Source organism: Bacteroidales bacterium (assembly GCA_023229505.1).
GTDB lineage: Bacteria > Bacteroidota > Bacteroidia > Bacteroidales > JAGOPY01 > JAGOPY01.
This window is the reverse complement of sequence record JALNZD010000010.1, coordinates 37,181-57,613: the sequence shown is the minus strand read 5'-3', so window position 1 is coordinate 57,613 and position 20,433 is coordinate 37,181. Positions and strand designations below refer to the sequence as shown.

Below are 20,433 nucleotides of genomic sequence, written 5' to 3'. Positions count from 1 at the left end.
GGAATTTAATGCCCGCCTGCTCTTAGCCTATACCGGTAGGCCACATTTTCTATTTGGATATTTAAAATTTAATAATTACTTTTGGCGTTAGTATTGTAATACGTTACTATGATTCAATCTTTCGGATCTAAAGAAACTGAAAAAATTTGGAATGGTATCAGATCCAAAAAGTTACCAGATGAAATTCAGCATATCGCCAGACGAAAACTTAGAATGCTTAATAATTCTGTGAATTTGAATGATTTGATAATTCCTCCGTCTAACAATTTGGAAAAACTCAAAGGTGAACTAAAGGATTATCATAGCATAAGAATAAATGACCAATGGAGGATTATCTTTCATTGGGAAAACGGGCATTCTTTTAATGTCGAAATAATTGATTATCATTAAAATTTAAGAAAATGGAAAAGCTTAATAACATACATCCCGGTGAGATTTTATTAGAAGAATTTTTAATCCCTTTGAATATTTCTGCTTATAAATTGTCAAAGGACATTAATATTCCTCAAACCAGGGTTAGTGAAATCTTAAAAGGGAGGCGGCGGATCACCGCTGACACTGCATTGAGGTTAAGTAATTATTTTGGCAATTCGGCGAAATTCTGGCTCGGACTACAGAATGATTTTGATATTGAAGAAGAAATACACCTGAAGAAAGATGAATTTAAGGTAATCAAGAAGCATAAAGAAAACGTTGCCTAATTGAATTAGCAGGCAGTCTTGATAATTTAGTCAGAAAATTATTGCAAAATCCGCAAAAACTGTTAAAACCTTACATTATCGAAGGAATAACAGTTCAGATATCTCTAATCAGCTGATCGTCTTTTCCCTGATAAAGATTTCATCCTTAATGACAATCCATTTCATGAAAAAATTATCTTTGCAACACTTTGTTAATTCATTAACACTTTACTAAACTTTATAAATTCATATCCCATGATCGGCAAAATGAAAGACTTCCTGGCAAATGAACTCAAAACCATTGAGGATGCCGGGCTATTCAAACACGAACGCATCATTGAAAGCGAACAGGGCGCTGAAATCATTGTAAAAGGCAAAAAATGCCTGAATTTTTGCGCAAATAACTACCTCGGCCTTTCCTCCCACCCGGATGTGATCAAAGCCGCTCACAAAGGAATTGAAGAACGTGGATACGGAATGTCATCCGTGCGTTTCATCTGTGGCACGCAGGATATTCACAAGGAACTGGAAATGAAAGTTTCGAAATTCCTCGGTATGGAAGATACTATCCTATTCTCCTCATGCTTTGATGCAAACGGAGCTGTTTTTGAACCGCTGCTTGGTACTGAGGATGCAATCATTACTGACGCACTAAACCATGCCTCAATTATCGACGGGATCCGCCTTTGTAAGGCCCAACGCTGGATTTACAAGCACAACGATTTTCGGGATGTGGAAGAAGAAGATCCCGCCACGGGCAAAATGGCCAAAGGTCTTGAGAGATGCCTTAAGGAAGCTAAAGATTGCCGTTTCAGGTTGATTACCACCGACGGAGCTTTCAGCATGGATGGAGACGTGGCACGGTTGAAGGAGATATGCGACCTTGCCGAAAAATATGATGCGATGGTGATGGTCGACGATAGCCATTCATCGGGCTTTATGGGAAAGACCGGCCGTGGAACGCATGAATACCGCGGTGTGATGGGCAGGGTGGACATCATTACCACTACCTTTGGAAAAGCACTTGGAGGAGCATCCGGCGGCTGTATCTCCAGCAGCAAAGAGATCATCTCATGGATGCGCAACAAGGCACGTCCTTACCTGTTCTCCAACACCGTTGCCCCGGCCGTGGTGAGTGGAACGATACAGGTGCTCGATATGCTTTCATCCACCACCGAGCTTCGCGATAAGCTGGAAAGAAACACCAAATATTTCCGTGCAAAAATGACGGAAGCCGGCTTTGATATCGTCGCAGGCGACCACCCGATCGTTCCGATCATGTTCGGCAAATATCCCGACTGTTCCAAACTGGCTGTCAAGTTTGCAAACCGTATGCTGGAAGAAGGCGTTTACGTGATCGCATTCTCCTTCCCGGTGGTACCCAAAGGAAAGGACCGCATCCGAGTGCAAATCTCGGCGGGACATGACCAGCATCACTTGGATCACGCGATTACCGCGTTTATCAAGGTGGGAAAAGAGCTGGAGATGATTAAATAAGTCGACAGTCAACTGTTGACAGTCGGCAGTCAAGATAGTAATGGGGTTTCTGATTTTAGTGTCAGAAACCCTCTTTTTGTCTCCAGTACAGCATGGCGCATAAGAATTTTGATTATCTTGCTGATGTATTTATAAAAGCTAATTTGAGTATTTATCATGCAGATTAATCTCAATTCAGGGAAATTTAAAGGATTGACCGAAGCAGAAGCTGCTGAAAAGCTTCGAATTGAGGGATACAACGAACTTCCCTCATCCAAGCCTAAAAATATTTTATCCATTGCTTTTGGTGTCATTAAAGAGCCAATGTTTTTACTGTTAGTGGCTTGCGGCACATTATACCTCGTTTTAGGCGACATCCAGGAAGGCATCATGCTGCTTGGTTTTGTCTTTGTGGTCATGGGGATAGAGTTTTACCAGGAGAAGAAAACGGAAAAGGCCCTTGATGCACTGAAAGACCTCGCAAGCCCGCGTGCCCTTGTTATCCGTTATGGCCAGGAAAGAAGGATCGCGGGCAGGGAAGTGGTAACGGGTGACATTGTAGTTTTACAGGAAGGTGACAGGGTCCCGGCGGATGCAGCCATGCTGCACACGCTTAGCCTGATGGTTGACGAATCGTTGCTGACGGGAGAATCCGTTCCGGTAAGAAAAACGGAGTGGAACGAATCGGATAAATCACAACAGCCGGGGGGTGATGATTTGCCTTTTATTTATTCCGGTTCGATGGTGGTTCAGGGCAATGGCATTGCAAAGGTGCTGGCAACAGGAATGAACACGGAGATCGGGCAGATCGGCAAAGCCCTTGAGGAAGTTGAAGAGGAGCCTACCAAACTGAAAAAAGAAATGGGCACGCTTGTGAAAAGGCTTGCTATTATCGGGATCATCCTGTGTATCCTTGTTATTATTGTCTACACCCTGACAAGGGGAGATTTACTGAAAGGCTTCCTCGCGGGTATTACACTTGCCATGGCGATGCTTCCGGAAGAATTTCCAGTAGTTCTGACTATATTTTTAGCCCTTGGCGCCTGGCGCATGTCCAAAAAAAGTGTACTCACCAGGAAACCGGCGGCCGTTGAAACCCTGGGTTCCGCAACGGTGTTGTGCACGGATAAAACAGGTACGCTGACGCAAAATAAAATGACCGTCACCGATCTGTTCAATGGAAAGGAATTTCTGGACATCTCTAATAATAAAGTGTTTCCGGAAGAATTTCATGAAATTATCGAATATGGGATTCTTTCAAGCCAGGTCAATCCTTTCGACCCAATGGAAAAAGCCATTAACAGCATTGGAGAAAGTTATTTTGAAGGCACGGAACATGAGCATACTGATTGGGAAATGCTTAAGGAATACCCGCTTTCAAGAGAGATGCTGGCCATGTCCAGGGTTTTCAAAAAAGCAGGGACAAATGAATATACTATTGCATCGAAAGGTGCACCTGAAGCCATTTTTGACTTATGCCACCTTCCAAAAGAAAAAATTGAACATCTTTCCAAATCCATTGAAAAATTAGCCCAAAAAGGATTAAGAGTCTTGGGCGTGGCTAAATCAACCATCAGCTCAAATGTTTTTCCGGAAACGCAGCATGATTTCCATTTTGATTTTATTGGATTGATCGGATTGTCGGACCCGATCAGGGAAAATGTGGAAGTGGCCGTCAGCGAATGCTATAAAGCCGGTATCCGGGTGATCATGATAACCGGAGATTATCCGGTAACTGCAAAAAACATTGCACGGGAAATCGGTTTAAGGAACCATGAATCTTGCATCACAGGACAGGAGCTAAACGAAATGAGCGAGGAGAAATTGTGCGAAAAGATCAGGGATGTTAACATATTCGCCCGGGTCATCCCAGAACAAAAGCTGAAAATTGTCAATGCACTGAAAAAAAACAGGGAGATTGTCGCCATGACCGGTGACGGGGTAAATGATGCACCCGCATTGAAAGCTGCAAATATCGGTATCGCCATGGGTGAAAAAGGCACGGACGTTGCCCGTGAAGCCTCTTCCCTGGTACTCATGGATGATAATTTTTCATCTATCGTGGGTGCTATCAGGATGGGACGAAGGATTTTTGATAACCTTCAGAAAGCGCTTGGCTATATTTTTGCCATTCACGTGCCGATTGCAGGACTATCGCTAATCCCTGTTTTTTTTGCAGACCTTCCCCTGCTTTTGTGGCCGGTGCATATCGTATTCCTTGAATTGATCATTGATCCGGCCTGCTCCATCATCTTTGAAGCTGAAAAAGCGGAGAAGAATGTGATGAACAGGCCACCGAAGAAAATAGATGAACCTTTCTTCAATAGGAAAAAGATATTATTAAGTTGTTTACAGGGATGCAGCGTTCTGGTAATTGTTTTAGCGGTTTATTTCAGCTACCTGCATTTAGGTTATAGTGAAAAGACGGTCAGGGCGATGTCTTTCCTGACCCTTATTGTCTCCAATATTGCCATTATTTTGTCGAACCGTTCCTGGACAAGAAATATTTTCCAGATACTGGCAACACCAAATAAGACCGTTAAATGGATTGCCGGTGGAGCTGTCGTATTTTTAATTCTAATCCTGAATATTCCTTTCCTGATGGATTTGTTTCAATTTGAAAGGATCCAGTTTACGAATGCCCTGATTTGCATTGTGGCCGGGATATTCAGCATAACCTGGTTTGAGGTTTACAAATTATCAAGACGCTGACAGGTCCACCTGGCGACGGACGCTGTCAGGTCTTTATTTCACCACTTTAAACCTGACAGTGTCGTCAGACCTGTCAGCGTTTAACTCTCCTTAGACTTTCTCCGGAATAGATGACCGTTCTGCCCTCCTTAATGTTATTTTAACATGCAACTGTAATTCATAATGTTTTAGTAACAATCACAAAACATTAGGGTAATCTGTAGACCGGATTTTTGCAGAAAAATTAAAAGAAAATAAATATGAAAAAAATCCTTATCTATTTCGTAGTAGCCTCCTTGGCAATTTTTTCCTCCTGCAAAAAAGACGAAACAAACAAAATTCCTGCAGTTACTGTTCCTACAAATGCTACAGTTGAAATTAGTTCGTCCGTTGATTTAACTTTTGAGTTTACATCGGAAGCAGGTTTTAAATCAACAAATGCAGTTGCCATTAACGGCACTGTTACGGTAAAGACCGATGGTACCATCGGATCTGAATCAGGCAGCATAGTTGTTACTTTTACTGCAGGCACATCAGTTGGAGCCGGTTCAGTAGTTCTGACAATAACTGATAATGATGACCAGGCTGGTTCGGCTACTGCTGTTATCAGCGTGGTTGAAGAAGAATTAGAAGTCTCAGTGCCAGGAAACATCACTGAAAATACTACCTGGGAAACCGGGAAGGTTTATACCCTCGAAAGTCGTATTGCAGTTTTAGCCGGTGTTACCCTTACCATTCAACCGGGAGTTATAGTAAAAGGCCAGGCTGGCACAGGTGCCAATGCAACGGCTCTTTTGATCGCCCGTGGCGGTAAAATTATGGCAGAAGGTACTGCTGATTCCCCGATTATATTTACTTCGGTTGCCGATGAAATTATGCCCGGTGAAATAGCAAGCCCGAACCTGGATCCCGTCCTGAACGGACTCTGGGGAGGTCTTCTGATTCTGGGAAATGCCCCTATTTCGGCCGATGCTGCTTCCATGCAGATAGAAGGTATTCCTCCCTCAGATCAAAACGGTCTCTATGGTGGCGATAATCCTGCCGATAATTCCGGTGTGATCCGGTATGTTTCAATTCGTCATGGCGGAACTAACATCGGGGAAGGTAATGAGATCAATGGCCTTACCCTCGGTGGCGTTGGTTCAGGTACTATCATTGAAAACGTAGAAATCATCGCTAATCAAGATGACGGTATCGAATGGTTCGGCGGCACCGTAAGCGTTAAAAATGCGATTATCTGGAATGTCGGTGATGACGCAGTCGATACCGACCAATCATGGGCCGGTACACTCGATAACTTTATCGTTGTGAACCCGGGTGACGAATGTTTCGAACTCGACGGTCCGGAAGGCTCCATGTCGGCTGGCCACACTCTTAAAAACGGTTCTGTTTATGCCGATGGCGCTGAAGGTCTGGTCGATCTCGACGACAACTCCATCGCTACCATGACAAGCATTTATTTCTTTGGTGTAGCTACAGGTCAGGATTTTGACCTTAATCCTACCGGCCTGGTGGCCTCAGGTTTGCAGGCTACCTTACCGGAAGGTGCTATCGTAACTGACTATTTTAAAGCCGGCAGCGATGCTTATGTGACTATTGTTGCCGAAGGCGCAAATACAGTCGGAGCCGATGTTACAAAATTCCAGACATGGTCATGGGCTTCAGTATCAGGAGCTTTAGATAACTTTTAATCAATAGTTGTCGTTTATTATATCATCAAAGCTCGCAGGTTTTTCAAGTCTGCGAGTTTTGGTTTTGAAACCGAGGACTCCAGAATTATTTTACATGCATGTATTTAAATTATCCATCGTTTTCTTTTTACTTCTTTTAACATCCCTCTTGCACGCGCAGAATGGTATTATAAGGGGAACAGTTTTCGATGATGCTACCGGTGAGTACCTGCCAGGTGTCACGATATTCCTGGAAGGAACTACTATGGGAACCCTTACAGATTTGGATGGTAAGTTCAACCTGAGCGTTGAACCCGGGTCATATAATCTGAGAGTGTCCTTCATTTCTTATGAAACGCTAATTATTAAAGAACTTCAGGTAAAACCAGGAGAAGTTTCGCTTTTCGACAATCTGCGGCTGAAGGAAACTACATTTGAGCTTACCGAGGTTGTGATCACAGCCCAGGGATTGCGGAATACAGAAAATGCATTGCTTACCATTAAAAGGAAATCCGACAATGTAATTGATGGCATTTCATCAGTCAGTTTCAGGAAAATAGGTGATTCAGATGCCGCCTCCTCTATGAAACGTGTTCCTGGTGTCTCAGTAGAAGGTGGAAAATATGTGTATGTGCGCGGACTGGGTGACCGTTATACCAAGACTATCCTCAACGGGGTTGATATACCCGGTCTTGATCCCGACCGCAATACGCTTCAGATGGACATTTTCCCCACCAATATCATAGATAACATCATTGTTCTCAAATCATTTACGGCTGACCTGCCTGCAGATTTTACGGGCGGAGTCATCGATATCGCCATAAAAGATTTTCCAGAGGAAAAAAAAGGAAATATTTCCTTAAGTGCAGGATATAATCCCGGATTTCATTTTAAGAGCGATTATCTTACTTATAACGGTGGTAAAACTGATTTTCTTGGTTTTGATGATGGAACAAGAGAAATTCCCGCAACAACCAATATTCCTTTCTTTTCTGAAGTAGTCGGCGATCCTGACGGAGAAATAGCCCAGCGGTACAGGGAAATACTTGAAAATTTCAATCCTGCTATGGCAGCTTACCAGAAAATGAGTTTCATGGATTATGGTTTTGGGGCTTCCCTGGGTAACCAAATCGCACACAAGAAAGTAACCCTGGGGTATAATTTTGCCCTTTCTTATAAAAGCAATACAGAGTTTTATAAAGATGCTGAGTATGGACGCTATGGTCTTTCAGGGGATCCTGATGTGTATGAAATGGGTGTCCGTGAATTTCAGAAAGGTGACTATGGAGTAAGCAGCGTTTTATTGAGCGGGATGGCTGGATTCGCTATCAAAACACTTAATTCAAAATACCGTATCAACCTTCTGCACTTGCAAAATGGAGAATCCAAAGCAGGTATTTTCGATTATATTGGCTCAGACCAGGGAAGCGATTTCGAAGGTTTTCAGCATAATCTTGATTATAGTGAACGCTCGCTTACCAATTTGATTATCAATGGTAAACACACATTCACCGGTACGAAATGGGATGTTGAATGGAAACTTTCACCCACCTTATCAAAAATGGAAGATCCTGATATCCGGTTTACCAGGTATGTGGTCTCGGAGGGAGACTTCGTAATAGGTACAGAATCCGGATTTCCTGAAAGAATATGGCGCGACCTGGAAGAGGTCAACCTGGCCGGTTTAATACACATAACAAAGGGATTTGAGATCATGGGCCAAAATTCCAAACTGCAGTTTGGAGGAGCCTACACTTTCAAAGAACGTGACTTTGCCATCCTCAGCTATGCGCTTAATATACGGAATGTGCCCCTAACAGGCAACCCTGATGAACTCTTCCTGCCGGAAAATCTGTGGCCGCGCGATGGAAATATTAACAATGGTACTACATACGAAGCACCTTTTGTCCCGGTAAATCCAAACCAGTTTAATTCCAGTACAAATAATACTGCAGGTTATGTTTCCATGGAACTTAGCCCGATAAAAAACCTGAAAACCATACTGGGTATCCGTGTCGAAAACTACGTCCAGCATTATACAGGTCAGGACCAGCTTGGGTATAATATTCTTGATAATGAAAAGGTGCTCGATAATACTGACTTTTTCCCTTCGGTTAATTTTATCTACACTTTGTCGGAGAAGCAAAATCTAAGATTTTCTTATGCCAAAACCATCGCCCGTCCTTCCTTCAAAGAATTATCTTATGCTGAAATATACGATCCTATAAGCGGTCGCACATTTATCGGTGGTTTGTTCCGCGATGCCGACGATGTTGCCGGTATTGAATACTGGGACGGAAACCTGGTAAGTACAGATATTCACAATTTCGACCTTCGTTGGGAATTGTTTCCATCGAATGGTCAAACGATTTCTTTGAGTGGGTTTTATAAGATGTTTGACAATCCTATAGAAATGGTACAGTATGCCACTCTGGCCGGATCTTTTCAGCCACGCAATGTGGGGGATGGCCAGGTATTCGGCGCTGAGATCGAGTTTCGTCTGAATCTTGAACCACTCATCGAGGCACTCAGGAACATGGCCATTTCGTCGAACCTAACTTTTACCAAATCGATTATCAGGTTAAGCAATACAGAATACGATTCCAGGGTTGCAAATGCACGCACCGGCCAAACTATTGACGAATACCGCGATATGGCAGGCCAGGCGCCTTATATTATTAATTTCGGTGTTTCATATAACGGAGGCGTAAAAGGATTCTGGAACGGCTTTGAAGCCGGACTTTACTACAATGTTCAGGGACAAACACTTCAATATGTCGGTATGGTTGACCGTCCTGATATTTATTCCAAACCTTTCAACAGTTTAAACTTTAACAGCAATAAAAGCCTGGGAGAGGATAAGCGCCTGCAGATTGGTTTGAAGATCGAAAATCTTCTTAACGCAAAGAAGGAATCTATATTTAAATCTTATGAGGCTACCGATCAATATTTTACACGGTTATACCAGGGGATTACTTTTCAGTTGAGATTGAGCTATTCACTTTTCTGAATCACATAGATTAACTTAAAGAATGTTGCAAATTCTGGTCATCTACTTAGAAAAATATATTAAATTCGCCATTGGGCATTCAACCTGGTGTAAGCTGGGCGCTATGGTTTTTTACAAGAAATAAACTTAAAGAATATATGTTGAGAACTTTTACCATATACATTTTCATCATGATGTTCATCTCTGGCTTTGCACAAACCCGGCAGGGTTCAGATGGAATATATTACGATGAGCAAGGGAAGATGTTTACAGGCACCTGCTATGAATATTATGCGGATTCGGTTATCCGGGCAACCATAGAAGTAAAAGATGGCATGCTGGACGGCTTGACAAAGATTTATTTTGATGATGGTCAGCCTGAAGAGATCAGATCCTTCCAAAAGGGCATGAAGCACGGTAAATGGGAGAAATGGGGCCTGCAAAATGTTAAAATTGCAGAAGCCAATTATACAGAAAATAAAAAAGACGGAAAATGGTATATATGGGATGAATTTGGGACATTAAGATATGATATGACTTACAAAGACGGGGAAAAGCGAGGGACCTGGCTCATGTATGATGATAAAGGCACATTGATCGACCAGAAGGATTATTGAGATCTATTTTCATCCAAATATCCCCTACCAATTAATAATCACAATAACCTAATATTGGCTTAATATTTCCTTAACATACCACGGTTACTTTTGCATGATTAATTTTAAAATTAAACCAATGAAAAAAGTAACATTTATAATACTGTCATTAATGATTTTGGGCATTTCCTCAGCATTCGCTGATAATACAGGTGAAGGCGCCGCAAAAACAGTTACCCTTTCCGGCAAAGTGATTGATAAAACCAACCAGGAAACACTGGCTGGTGCATTGATCCGGATTGAAGGCACAGATTTTGAAGCATATACGGATTTCGACGGTAATTTTTCAATCAGCGGGCTTATTCCAGATACTTACAAGGTTAAATGTTCCCTGATCTCTTATTCCGACCGTGAAGAAGAAATTAAGATTGATCAGAAAGCCGAGGATATTGAAATATCACTCCAAAACATAGCGGCAGATCAGACTTCCCGCTAATCCTCAAATTTATAACCAACTCCCTTGATGGTCTTAATGTTTGGTGTTTCGAGTTTTTCGCGGATTTTCCTTATATGAACATCAATCGTCCGGTCGCCTACGATTACATCGCTCCCCCAGATGGTGGACAGGATCTCTTCCCGAGTAAAAACCCTGTTGGGTTTTGAAGCCAGCAATCTCAACAATTCAAATTCCTTCCTTGGCAAATTATACTCCTGCCCGTCTTTAATCACAACATACCTTTCACGGTCAATTATAAACTCATTTAATACGAGAGTTTGTCCCGCTTCTTTCCCTGGTTCTTCTTGATATCTCCTGAGCAATGCTTTGACCCTGCTTACCAGTACGCGTGGCTTAACCGGTTTGGTTACATAGTCATCAGCCCCTGCTTCAAAACCGGCGATCTGGGAATAATCTTCCCCGCGGGCTGTCAGGAAAATAACGATGGTATTTTTCAATATAGGCATTTGCCGGATCTCTTTGCAGGTTTCGATGCCATCCATTTCAGGCATCATCACATCAAGGACAATCAGGTGCGGCAGAATTTCCAGTGCTTTAGCCAGGCCATCTTTTCCATTATTGCTGGTGTGAACTTCGTAACCCTCATTCCGCAGGTTATAACCCAGGAATTCAAGGATATCCGGCTCATCATCCACCAGAAGGATTTTGTATTGTTCCATATGAATCATCCCTTCTTCAAAGTAAATGAAAATGTCGAGCCTATCATAGGTGAGCTTCTCACGTTGACGGTCTGCTCATGAGCTTCGATGATATGTTTCACGATGGCCAGGCCCAGCCCGGTGCCCCCTTCGGCACGTGAACGGTGCTTATCCACACGGTAGAATCTCTCAAACAGCCGGGGGATATGATCTTTTTCAATTCCCATCCCATTATCGGAAACTTCGATGAGGAAGTTCTCATCCATATCATAGAAACTGACCTTGGTGCGGCCCTCTTTTCTGCCATATTTAATGGAATTATCCAAGAGGTTAACCAGGACCTGCCTGATCCTGTCACGGTCAGCATAGACCCAAACGGGCGTATTTTCATCGTTGCCAAAGATGAATTTTATATTTCCGGCTTTTGCTATGTCTTCAAGGAATTCAAAAACCTCTTTTGTAAGAGCCTGGATATCGAACCGTGATTTTTCCATCCTGACTTCTCCTGATTCAAGGCTGGAAATGATATCCAGGTCATCCACTAATTCAATCAGACGGTCAATATTCTTTTCGGTTTTAAGAAGGAAATCCCGGTTAACGTAATGATCCTCCAGGCCACCGCTTAGAAGAGTTGAGATGTATCCCTGGATGTTGGAGATAGGCGTTTTGATCTCGTGTGAAACATTAGCCAGGAATTCCCTGCGGTAAGCTTCAGCTTTTCGCAGCTGTTCGATTTCAGCTTTTTTATCTTCAGCCCAATCCATCACGTCCTTACTCACCTGGTTAATCATGTCCTCGCCAAGCGTGGTGCGAAGGGCTTTTTTTTCAACCCTGGTAAGCTTAAGCGACTGAATGATCTTGTAAATAACTTTGATTTTTTCAAAGATCAATTTCTCCAGGATATTTTTAAGCAGGAAGTAGGTAAATATAAAAAGTAAAACATCAAAAGTCAGAATGACCGCGATGCTGAACGGGATCTTATTCAGCAAAACCAGCAGGCTGTATATCAAAGAAAAAAATACGATGGTTAATAGAGAAATGATTAATGCAAGCCGGACAGGGTTAGTGAATTTCATCTCCTTTTTATTCTGGTTTCGCCTTTTTCTGCAACTTTTTATGCTTGATAATCCTGGCATCAAGATAGAAGACGATTTCTTCCGCAATATTCCGGTTGTGGTCGCCGACACGTTCCAGTTTCCGGATGATGGAATTGAGCTCGAGTGCTTGGCTGGCATCTGCGGGATTTCTCATGATATGTTCGCTTAATACCTGGAAAGATTCTTTTTTCCACCCGTCAATCTTTGTATCGAGCTCGAAGATATTGTGAATGGCTTTAATATCATCTTTTTCAAAGGAATCATAAGCTTCAACCAACATGATATGTGCAATTTCAAACATATCAGGGACGTGTGCATCTTTCAGCAACTGGCTGTCAAATGGCACGTCCGATTTCCTGATCGTATTGGCAATATAATTTGCATAATCGCCGATCCGCTCGAGATTATAATTGATTTTAAGGACTGCCAGGACAAATCGCAGGTCAATGGCCACCGGATTGTAAAGGGCGATCAGATTCTCGCAGTCCATGTCATGCTTCAGTTCAAAGGCATCGAGCAGTTTCTCATTGGTATGTATTTCATTAGCCAGGTCCTTGTCGTTCGTTTCAATGGCCATTTTAGCCTTTTCATGCTGGCTGATCACGATCGACCACATTTCCAGCAAGCTGGATTTCAAAGTCTTTAATTCACTTTCCAGATGATTCATATTGCAAATTTAATTTAATTAAAGGATAACCCTTCATGAACCTATTCAATCCGGTTTCTCAACCAAACCTACCCGTGATATAATTTTGAGTTCGTTCATCGCTGGGATTCAGGAACATGGTCTTCGTTTCATTATGCTCAATCAGTTCCCCAAGATAGAAAAATGCGGTATAATCGCTCACTCTTCCTGCCTGCTGAAGATTATGGGTGACAATGATAATGGAATACTGCTGCTTAAGCTCGTGGATTAACTCTTCTATCTTGGCAGTAGAAATAGGATCGAGGGCCGATGCCGGCTCATCCATCAGGATCAAAGTCGGTTCCACGGCAAGGGCACGTGCAATGCACAAACGCTGCTGCTGGCCGCCTGAAAGCTCGAAAGCCGATTTCTTCAGTTTATCTTTCACCTCTTCCCACAATGCGGCTTTCTTGAGGGAATTCACCACCACTTCTTCAATAAAATTATGGTCCCTGACCCCATTTACGCGGAGCCCATAGGCCACATTTTCAAAAACCGTCTTTGGGAAAGGGTTCGGTTTCTGGAAAACCATGCCTACACTTTTACGCAACTGGTCGATAATGACCTCTTTGGAATAGACATCCTGCCCGTTGACCAGCACTTCACCTTCGATTTTCACATGGTCGATCAGATCATTCATCCGGTTGAACAGTCGAAGAAAAGTCGACTTTCCGCATCCTGACGGCCCGATCAGCGCTGTAACCGTCTTGTCAGGAAAAGCAAGGCTGACATCTATCAGGGCGTGATAGTCACCGTAATAAAAGTTGATATTTTTCGCTTCAGCTTTATACATAGGTCAATAATCCTAATTCATTTTCACTTTTTTCCCAAGATATTTCCGGAGGGCGCTGGCTGCCAAATTGATCAGTAAAACGATCATTATCAACACAAGGGCTGTCCCGTAAGCCATCGGCCTGGATTCTTCGACATTCGTACCGCTGGTTGTCAATACATACAAGTGATAAGGCAGTGCCATGACCTGGTCGAAGACACTGTTCGGTAAGCGGGGAAGAAAATAAGCTGCGACAGTGAAAAGGATCGGTGCCGTTTCACCCGATACCCTTCCGATGGAAAGAATCAGGCCGGTGATGATGTTTGGGAAAGCCACGGGCAGCACAACCCTCTGGATGGTTTGCAATTTTGTGGCCCCAAGAGCCAGGCTGCCGACCCGCAATGAATCCTCGACTGATTTCAGCGCCTCTTCCGTTGTCCTGATAACAATCGGTAGGACAAGCAAACCTAATGTCAGCGAACCAGCGATAATTGAATCGCCGAAGTCAAGATAGTTCACGAATAAAGCCATCCCGAAGAGACCGAAGACAATGGAAGGGATACCGGCGAGGTTATCCGTCATCATCCTGATAAACCGTTTGAAAAAGCTGTCTTTCAGAAATTCATTAATATAAATCCCTGAGAGCACACCGACAGGAAAAGCGAAGATCATGCTTCCGGCCATCAGGCAGGCCGTACCAACGATTGCCGGGAAAATCCCTCCCTTAGTCATACCCTGGTCAGGCATCGCAGTAAGGAATTCCCAGCTGATAACCCGGATACCTTTGATCGCGATAAAACCGAGGATGATAAACAGCACGGCTACCACGACAAAACTGACCGCTCCGAAAATCGAAAATGCAATTTTCTGTATGATCCGCTTTCTAGTCATGTTTCAATCAGAGCGATTTAATATGTTTACGACCTTTAACGAGGTCAATGGAGAAATTGATAATCAGGGTGAACAGGAACAGGATAATCCCGAGCGCGAATAATGCCTGGAAATGAAGGCCTCCATAGGGTGATTCACCGAGTTCTGCAGCGATGGTAGCCGGAATGGTCCTTGCAGGGACAAGGAAAGAATGAGGGATCATGGCGGCATTCCCCGTAACCATTAATACGGCCATTGTTTCGCCGATCGCCCTGCCAATACCCAGGATTATGGCGGTAGTAATCCCGGATCTGGCATAAGGAATAACCACGCGGACCATCGTTTGCCAGCGGGTTGCTCCCAAAGCGAGGCTGGCTTCTTTAAGGGATTTTGGGGTGGTTCGGATGGCATCTTCGGATATGGTAATGATTGTTGGCAAGGCCATGATCCCAAGAACGATACTGCCTGCCAGGACCGTTTCGCCAACATCAAGGTGAAAGACCTGCTGGATCAAAGGAACTATAACGACGAGACCGAAAAAGCCATAGACAACAGATGGAATGCCCGCGAGAAGCTCAACCAATGGTTTGAGTATATTGCGCAGCCTGAAAGAGGATACTTCAGCCATGAAGATCGCGGTTGCCAATCCGAGCGGCAAAGCAATCAAGATGGCCCCGAGTGTAACCAACAGGGTTCCCGTGATCAGCGGCCATACCCCAAAAAGCGGGACCGGCTCTGCAGTAGGGTACCATTCTTTTCCGAGGACAAATTCTTTCGGGCTGATATTCTTCACCTTCAGGAGATAACCATGAAAGTCGGGGGGCATATATTTCTCAGAAATAAAAACTATCGCGCCTATATTTTCCTGAATCAGTTTATCCACCAACATCGGTAGATGTTCCATTTCAGGACCCATCTCCTCTTCGGTATAGTAGTTGGGGATTTCATTGATCGTGAGCAGCATGATCGTATCATTATTACCGCCAACATGTTTCCAGTTGGTGATGTCCTGGTTAAAGATATCTTTCAGTTGTTTTGCGCTGAGTTCTTTAACGGGGTTATTGATGTTAAGGGCAAAAACATATCCTTTGTCGATCGGTTTGCTCTGGAAAAGGCCAATCCCTTCCCTGAAAAGAAAAATGATGATCAGGATGACCGTGAGGCTTGTGACAGTGCTACTTGAAAACAGGACGCCTTCAATAAATTTTTCCCCGTATTTTCTATATTTTCTCATTGACCGACCGGTACATACCCTACTTCCTTTACAATTTTCTGCCCTTCAGTTGAAAGAATAAAATCTATAAGCGGTTTTACAGCTTTTTCAGCACTGTTAAGATAATAATAATACAAAGGCCTGGAGATGGGATAAGTTTTGTTCATTGCGTTTTCCACGGATGGCACAACGTAAGTCACTCCTTTATCATAGCTGACTTTAAGTGCTTTGACATCGGCTTCCAGGTATGCAAGACCCACGTAGCCGATCGCACCCTTTGTCTGGCTGACCGACTGCACAATAGCACCGGTTGCCGGCATCAGCAGGGCAGAAGGGGTAAAGTTCTTTTTATTAAGCACATGCTCTTTGAAAAATTCGAAGGTGCCTGAACTTGACTCCCTGGAATAAACCACGATCGGCATGTCGTCACCGTCAACTTCTTTCCAGTTTGTTACCTTGCCGGTATAGATACTTTCCAGTTGTTCCCGGGTTAACTGGTTAACCTTGTTTGAAGGATTCACGATCACGGCAAGTGCATCATAAGCGATAATGGATTCAGTAAAAACTTTTCCTGCGTCCTGTAATTTCATCTTCTCATCCAGTTTCATTTTCCTGGATGACTGGGCGATATCCGTGGTACCATTCTGCAAAGCGGCCAGACCCACACCGGAGCCGCCTCCCGTCACCATTATAGATGAACCGGGGTATTTTTTCATGAACACTTCGGCTTCTTTCTGTGTAAGAGGAAGGACAGTATCACTTCCTTTGATCTTACAATTGACATTCTGCGAGTAAAGTTGAGGCAGAAGGGCCATGATGACGAAAACGAAAATTAATTTCTTCATTGTTTTTTATTTTAAAATTACATTAAATAACGATTAAAACTTGAACTGTGCCCTGAGGGTGAATACATTATCCTTCAGGTCATTAGAATAACCATTTATCGAGGTGCTTTCATTTTTAACTACCTCATAATATGCCATCAGCTTAACATTGGTGGCAATGTGCACGTTGTAGCCAAAACCCCAGGTTGTATAGCTTACGTCAGCACCAGTCAGTCCGGTCTTGATCGTTGTTTCAGGTACCGTGGATTTGGCATCCGTGCCTTTAACTTTAATATTCGGGTCGAAGAAATCATATTTTACAACAACCTCGTGCCTGGAGTTAAGGATGTTTTGCACCAGGTAAACATACCCGCCATTGAAAGACCTGTTATAAGTATCAATCGGATCGGGAGTTGCCGGGATTGACCTGTTGGTAGGACTGACATTGGATTTTGAGCTACCCGGTTGGGAACCCCAAAGGTATTCACCACGCAATGTTGTTACGCCAAGAAACCAATCGAGGCTGACCTGTGCGTCGGCGCCAAAATATTCCCGTTTTGCATATTGTCCTTTATTGGATTCTGTGGAATCGACCACGAAGCCTTTTGTCATTCCGTCGGCCAGGGTAACCATGTTACAGACTTTCTTGGTTTCCTGGAATACACCTCCGTTGTAATAAGAAATCCCGACGGCATAGCGGAATTTTTCATTACGGGTGGTTTTATTTATTCCCAGTTGTCCTACGAAATCTTTTTTTGAATCTATTTCAGATGCAATCGCGTTTCCAGCAATAAGGGCAGCATTTAAACGAATGAAGTTAAAGCGGGATTCTTTGCGCGGCTGGATGGTAAGCATGGCACCCAGGTCACGTTCTCCGGGGAATAAGGTTTGCGTGATCCTTGCCCTTTCAGGGGTTTCTCTCATGCTGGAGGAATAGGCTATTTCAAAGCCGAAAGGACGGTTGAACATCCCGCCCTGTATGGTAAACATTTGCAACCAGGGGTCTTTGAAATTGACATACGCATCTTTCAGTGCCACTCCGCGCTCTGTTGCATCAATTTGCAGCACAAATTGAGTAAGCGTACCCGTATAAGCAAATTTTACCCGGCCTCTTCTTACTGAGAACCGGTTATCGGCGTTTTTTGGGAAATTACCGCCCGAAAATGATGAAATACCATTGCTATCGGCACATTGCCATTGTGCCTGGATATAACCGGTTATTTTAAGATTTTTAAGAAAATCAAGATCGGATTTTACATTTTCAATTTTAGCGTTGAGGGTATCGGCCGACTGCTGAATAGCCTTTGAATAGACTTCTTGTGAATAGGCTGAAATACCGGATTCGATAATGACTGCGAGAATCATTACTGCTTTAAAAAATCTTAATGGGATAGTCATTTTACGGTTTGGTAAAAGTTGTGCAAAATTCCACATCTATTATTAAATAAATTTTAAGGAAATGTTATCAAATTGTTAAGTGAAAAAGAGGGTTTCCAACCCGAGGGTTGGAAACCCTGTAAATTGTTACTTTTACCGGAAATCCGAAATCATGAAACAAACAACATATAAAGTTTACCGCTACCGCTGGGTCGTGCTGCTGGCTTTCATGCTGGTCGTTATTATGAACCAGTTGTTATGGATCACCTATGCCCCTATTACCAGCAGCGCCGCCACTTATTACCAGGTATCGGATTTGAGTGTCGGGCTTTTGTCGATGTGTTTTATGATCGTCTATATTATAATCTCACTTCCGGCATCCTGGGTTATCGATACTTATGGGATGCGCACCGCCGTGGGTATCGGCGCTGTATTGACCGGTGTTTTCGGATTATTGAGAGGCTTGGCAGGGACCAACTATACCCTGGCACTTCTAGCTCAAATAGGCATTGCCATCGGGCAACCATTTATTCTTAACGCAATTACCAAGATTGCTGCGCGATGGTTTCCAGTCAATGAACGGGCCACGGCCTCCGGTCTTGGGACGCTGGCAATGTACGCAGGGATTTTCCTGGGCATAGCGATGACTCCCTATATCACCATTGCTTTCGGCATTGGAAAAATGCTTTTCATCTACGGGATCATCTCTGCTTTATTCGCGGTGGCCTTTTTTACCCTTGCTAAGGAAAATCCTCCGACACCACCATGCTCACCGGAACAGGAAAAACGGTCGATGGTTTTTGATGGGCTTAAGCAAGCTTTACATAAACGACAATTCATCCTGCTTATGATCATCTTCTTTATCGGCCTGGGTGTATTTAATGCCGTGACTACCTGGATCGAGAACATCGTGGGGCCAAGGGGCTTTTCGATCACGCAGGCCGGCATGACCGGGGGGCTTATGATTGTGGGCGGTATAGCAGGTGCATTGGTCATTCCCGCGCTCTCCGACCGTTACCGCAGGAGGGTGCCTTTCATTCTCCTTTCACTGGCCGGGGCCACCATTGGGCTTGCCGGTGTGACCTTTGCCACAGCATACGGGCTTCTTCTTGCTTCTGCTTTTACCATGGGTTTCTTCCTGCTCAGCGCTGGTCCAATCGGGTTCCAGTATGGCGCTGAAGTGGCTTATCCGGCACCTGAAGGCACGACTAACGGGTTGCTCCTGTTAATGGGCCAGATATCCGGGATAGCTTTTATATTTGGCATGGACAGTTTTAAATCCGCGGCAACCGGCTCGATGTCAATGCCGCTGATCGTACTATGCGGGCTGATGGCATTAAGCCTGCTGCTTTCGGCATTTTTGAAGGAGTCAGCGCTTATAAAAGGGAGCTAGGAATGGTAATCGATATTCGCAAAAGTCCTTTTGATCCCATTCTGGTATTTTACCCTTGGATGACCGATGATGAGAAATAAGCCTTCGCGGCTTTTAAACCGGATACCTTGTTTTTCACGAAATTTCCTTGCCGCCCTGCCCGACTGGATGAAAGGATGGATTCCGCCGAGCATGCAGGTTCCCAGACCAAGAGATTCGGCCGCAGTCATGGCATAGGTGGCTGCGATAAGCGGATCGGCCGGATCGGTATAGGGGGACCCATAGAAATAAAGAGCTAATGGGGCATCATACATTACCAGGTTTTCGCCTTTTTTCATATATCCGACATAAGTATCAATCAATGGTTTGATAAAATCCCGGAACATTTCCCCGTTTTCCTTACCATAGAAAAGCCGCATAAAGAAAAGACCGATGGGTGTTACCATCCATTTTAAGTTTACAAGGTATTCGCAATAATCTTTGGAAAACCGGAATGCTTTTTCTTTCCCATTGATTACCAGGATACTCACATCTGAAGGCGGTAATCCCATCGGGGCAGTGGAAGCTGCAGTAATTATTTTATCGATCAGTTCCTGTTCAACAGGCTTGTTTTTGAATTCCCGTATGCTCCTTCTTCGCTGGAATAGTTTCAGAAGAGCATCATATGAAGCCATTCCCGACTTGTCAGGCAATGGGAACAGATCATCCGGAGAAGTAAATCTCCCTTCGATCTTAATGGCCCCTTTCGGGCAGAGGGCCATACAGTGTCCGCAGCCGATACAGCCGAATATCGGCTGACCAGATACTACAGCTTTTCCATCTTTTATAATGATGCCGAAGTCCTTGCAAACATCTATGCAGAGTCCGCAGCCGTTACATTTTTCCGCATCGATTGTGATCCGGGCAACTTCTTTGGTTCTTGAGGTGGGAATAGGCATATTCGGGGATTTGAATTTGCCAGAAAGT

The 20,433-nt window shown here is 43.8% G+C and carries 18 protein-coding genes; 9 read left to right on the top strand and 9 right to left on the bottom strand.

Translation table 11 applies throughout. The features are described from left to right. Window positions 1–108: 108 nt before the first annotated feature. From M0Q51_05405 to M0Q51_05370, 8 genes are all read left to right on the top strand, one after another. Window positions 109–390 carry a type II toxin-antitoxin system RelE/ParE family toxin gene (locus M0Q51_05405; GenBank protein MCK9399416.1) on the top strand — a complete coding sequence of 94 codons (282 nt, stop codon included), beginning with the start codon at window positions 109–111 and terminating at the stop codon, window positions 388–390. Between the two features lie 11 nt (window positions 391–401). Beyond that, window positions 402–701: a HigA family addiction module antitoxin gene (locus tag M0Q51_05400; protein ID MCK9399415.1), complete on the top strand. Its 300-nt coding sequence runs from the start codon at window positions 402–404 to the stop codon at window positions 699–701. Window positions 702–935: 234 nt separating this feature from the next. After that, window positions 936–2,177, top strand: coding sequence for a glycine C-acetyltransferase (gene kbl / locus M0Q51_05395; protein MCK9399414.1), 1,242 nt, complete (start codon window positions 936–938; stop codon window positions 2,175–2,177). 156 nt (window positions 2,178–2,333) lie between these two features. Then, the gene (locus M0Q51_05390; GenBank protein MCK9399413.1) at window positions 2,334–4,868 is read left to right on the top strand and encodes a cation-translocating P-type ATPase; all 2,535 of its coding nucleotides are present in this window, start codon (window positions 2,334–2,336) and stop codon (window positions 4,866–4,868) included. Between the two features lie 239 nt (window positions 4,869–5,107). Further along, entirely contained in the window at window positions 5,108–6,538 is a 1,431-nt protein-coding gene (locus tag M0Q51_05385) for a hypothetical protein (protein MCK9399412.1), read from the top strand. 94 nt (window positions 6,539–6,632) lie between these two features. Continuing rightward, window positions 6,633–9,527: a TonB-dependent receptor gene (locus M0Q51_05380; protein ID MCK9399411.1), complete on the top strand. Its 2,895-nt coding sequence runs from the start codon at window positions 6,633–6,635 to the stop codon at window positions 9,525–9,527. Window positions 9,528–9,664: 137 nt separating this feature from the next. Beyond that, window positions 9,665–10,123 carry a hypothetical protein gene (locus M0Q51_05375; GenBank protein ID MCK9399410.1) on the top strand — a complete coding sequence of 153 codons (459 nt, stop codon included), beginning with the start codon at window positions 9,665–9,667 and terminating at the stop codon, window positions 10,121–10,123. Window positions 10,124–10,241: 118 nt separating this feature from the next. Then, entirely contained in the window at window positions 10,242–10,598 is a 357-nt protein-coding gene (locus M0Q51_05370) for a carboxypeptidase-like regulatory domain-containing protein (GenBank protein MCK9399409.1), read from the top strand. On the opposite strand, the gene M0Q51_05365 is transcribed toward M0Q51_05370, so the two are convergent. From M0Q51_05365 to M0Q51_05330, 8 genes are read right to left on the bottom strand one after another with little or no spacing between them, the layout of a single operon-like run. Then, window positions 10,595–11,278, bottom strand: coding sequence for a response regulator transcription factor (locus M0Q51_05365; GenBank protein MCK9399408.1), 684 nt, complete (start codon window positions 11,276–11,278; stop codon window positions 10,595–10,597). The two genes, M0Q51_05370 and M0Q51_05365, sit on opposite strands and share 4 nt — an antisense overlap. Before the next feature lie 5 nt (window positions 11,279–11,283). Then, window positions 11,284–12,333, bottom strand: a complete 1,050-nt coding sequence (locus tag M0Q51_05360; GenBank protein ID MCK9399407.1) for an ATP-binding protein — start codon at window positions 12,331–12,333, stop codon at window positions 11,284–11,286. Window positions 12,334–12,340: 7 nt separating this feature from the next. Further along, window positions 12,341–13,021, bottom strand: a complete 681-nt coding sequence (gene phoU / locus M0Q51_05355; GenBank protein MCK9399406.1) for a phosphate signaling complex protein PhoU — start codon at window positions 13,019–13,021, stop codon at window positions 12,341–12,343. Between the two features lie 58 nt (window positions 13,022–13,079). Then, on the bottom strand, window positions 13,080–13,832 hold the full coding sequence (gene pstB / locus M0Q51_05350) for a phosphate ABC transporter ATP-binding protein PstB (protein MCK9399405.1): 753 nt from the start codon (window positions 13,830–13,832) through the stop codon (window positions 13,080–13,082). 12 nt (window positions 13,833–13,844) lie between these two features. After that, a complete protein-coding gene (gene pstA, locus M0Q51_05345; GenBank protein MCK9399404.1) occupies window positions 13,845–14,702 on the bottom strand; it encodes a phosphate ABC transporter permease PstA in 858 nt (285 codons plus the stop codon). A gap of 7 nt (window positions 14,703–14,709) precedes the next feature. After that, window positions 14,710–15,915: a phosphate ABC transporter permease subunit PstC gene (pstC, locus tag M0Q51_05340; protein ID MCK9399403.1), complete on the bottom strand. Its 1,206-nt coding sequence runs from the start codon at window positions 15,913–15,915 to the stop codon at window positions 14,710–14,712. Then, entirely contained in the window at window positions 15,912–16,739 is an 828-nt protein-coding gene (locus M0Q51_05335; protein ID MCK9399402.1) for a phosphate ABC transporter substrate-binding protein, read from the bottom strand. Before M0Q51_05335 ends, pstC begins: the two co-directional genes overlap by 4 nt. 33 nt (window positions 16,740–16,772) lie before the next feature. Continuing rightward, window positions 16,773–18,116, bottom strand: coding sequence for an OprO/OprP family phosphate-selective porin (locus M0Q51_05330; protein MCK9399401.1), 1,344 nt, complete (start codon window positions 18,114–18,116; stop codon window positions 16,773–16,775). Between the two features lie 151 nt (window positions 18,117–18,267). On the opposite strand from M0Q51_05330, the gene M0Q51_05325 reads away from it, so the two are divergent. Next, window positions 18,268–19,488: an MFS transporter gene (locus M0Q51_05325; GenBank protein ID MCK9399400.1), complete on the top strand. Its 1,221-nt coding sequence runs from the start codon at window positions 18,268–18,270 to the stop codon at window positions 19,486–19,488. On the opposite strand, the gene M0Q51_05320 is transcribed toward M0Q51_05325, so the two are convergent. Continuing rightward, window positions 19,485–20,405: a nitroreductase family protein gene (locus M0Q51_05320; GenBank protein ID MCK9399399.1), complete on the bottom strand. Its 921-nt coding sequence runs from the start codon at window positions 20,403–20,405 to the stop codon at window positions 19,485–19,487. The genes M0Q51_05325 and M0Q51_05320 overlap by 4 nt on opposite strands. Between the last annotated feature and the right edge of the window lie 28 nt (window positions 20,406–20,433).

Bases quoted from the DNA above. Each gene is read 5' to 3' on its own strand.
- M0Q51_05405 (MCK9399416.1), top strand. From the start codon at position 109: ATGATTCAATCTTTCGGATCTAAAGAAACTGAAAAAATTTGGAATGGT.
- M0Q51_05400 (MCK9399415.1), top strand. From the start codon at position 402: ATGGAAAAGCTTAATAACATACATCCCGGTGAGATTTTATTAGAAGAA.
- kbl (MCK9399414.1), top strand. From the start codon at position 936: ATGATCGGCAAAATGAAAGACTTCCTGGCAAATGAACTCAAAACCATT.
- M0Q51_05390 (MCK9399413.1), top strand. From the start codon at position 2,334: ATGCAGATTAATCTCAATTCAGGGAAATTTAAAGGATTGACCGAAGCA.
- M0Q51_05385 (MCK9399412.1), top strand. From the start codon at position 5,108: ATGAAAAAAATCCTTATCTATTTCGTAGTAGCCTCCTTGGCAATTTTT.
- M0Q51_05380 (MCK9399411.1), top strand. From the start codon at position 6,633: ATGCATGTATTTAAATTATCCATCGTTTTCTTTTTACTTCTTTTAACA.
- M0Q51_05375 (MCK9399410.1), top strand. From the start codon at position 9,665: ATGTTGAGAACTTTTACCATATACATTTTCATCATGATGTTCATCTCT.
- M0Q51_05370 (MCK9399409.1), top strand. From the start codon at position 10,242: ATGAAAAAAGTAACATTTATAATACTGTCATTAATGATTTTGGGCATT.
- M0Q51_05365 (MCK9399408.1), bottom strand. From the start codon at position 11,278: ATGGAACAATACAAAATCCTTCTGGTGGATGATGAGCCGGATATCCTT.
- M0Q51_05360 (MCK9399407.1), bottom strand. From the start codon at position 12,333: ATGAAATTCACTAACCCTGTCCGGCTTGCATTAATCATTTCTCTATTA.
- phoU (MCK9399406.1), bottom strand. From the start codon at position 13,021: ATGAATCATCTGGAAAGTGAATTAAAGACTTTGAAATCCAGCTTGCTG.
- pstB (MCK9399405.1), bottom strand. From the start codon at position 13,832: ATGTATAAAGCTGAAGCGAAAAATATCAACTTTTATTACGGTGACTAT.
- pstA (MCK9399404.1), bottom strand. From the start codon at position 14,702: ATGACTAGAAAGCGGATCATACAGAAAATTGCATTTTCGATTTTCGGA.
- pstC (MCK9399403.1), bottom strand. From the start codon at position 15,915: ATGAGAAAATATAGAAAATACGGGGAAAAATTTATTGAAGGCGTCCTG.
- M0Q51_05335 (MCK9399402.1), bottom strand. From the start codon at position 16,739: ATGAAGAAATTAATTTTCGTTTTCGTCATCATGGCCCTTCTGCCTCAA.
- M0Q51_05330 (MCK9399401.1), bottom strand. From the start codon at position 18,116: ATGACTATCCCATTAAGATTTTTTAAAGCAGTAATGATTCTCGCAGTC.
- M0Q51_05325 (MCK9399400.1), top strand. From the start codon at position 18,268: ATGAAACAAACAACATATAAAGTTTACCGCTACCGCTGGGTCGTGCTG.
- M0Q51_05320 (MCK9399399.1), bottom strand. From the start codon at position 20,405: ATGCCTATTCCCACCTCAAGAACCAAAGAAGTTGCCCGGATCACAATC.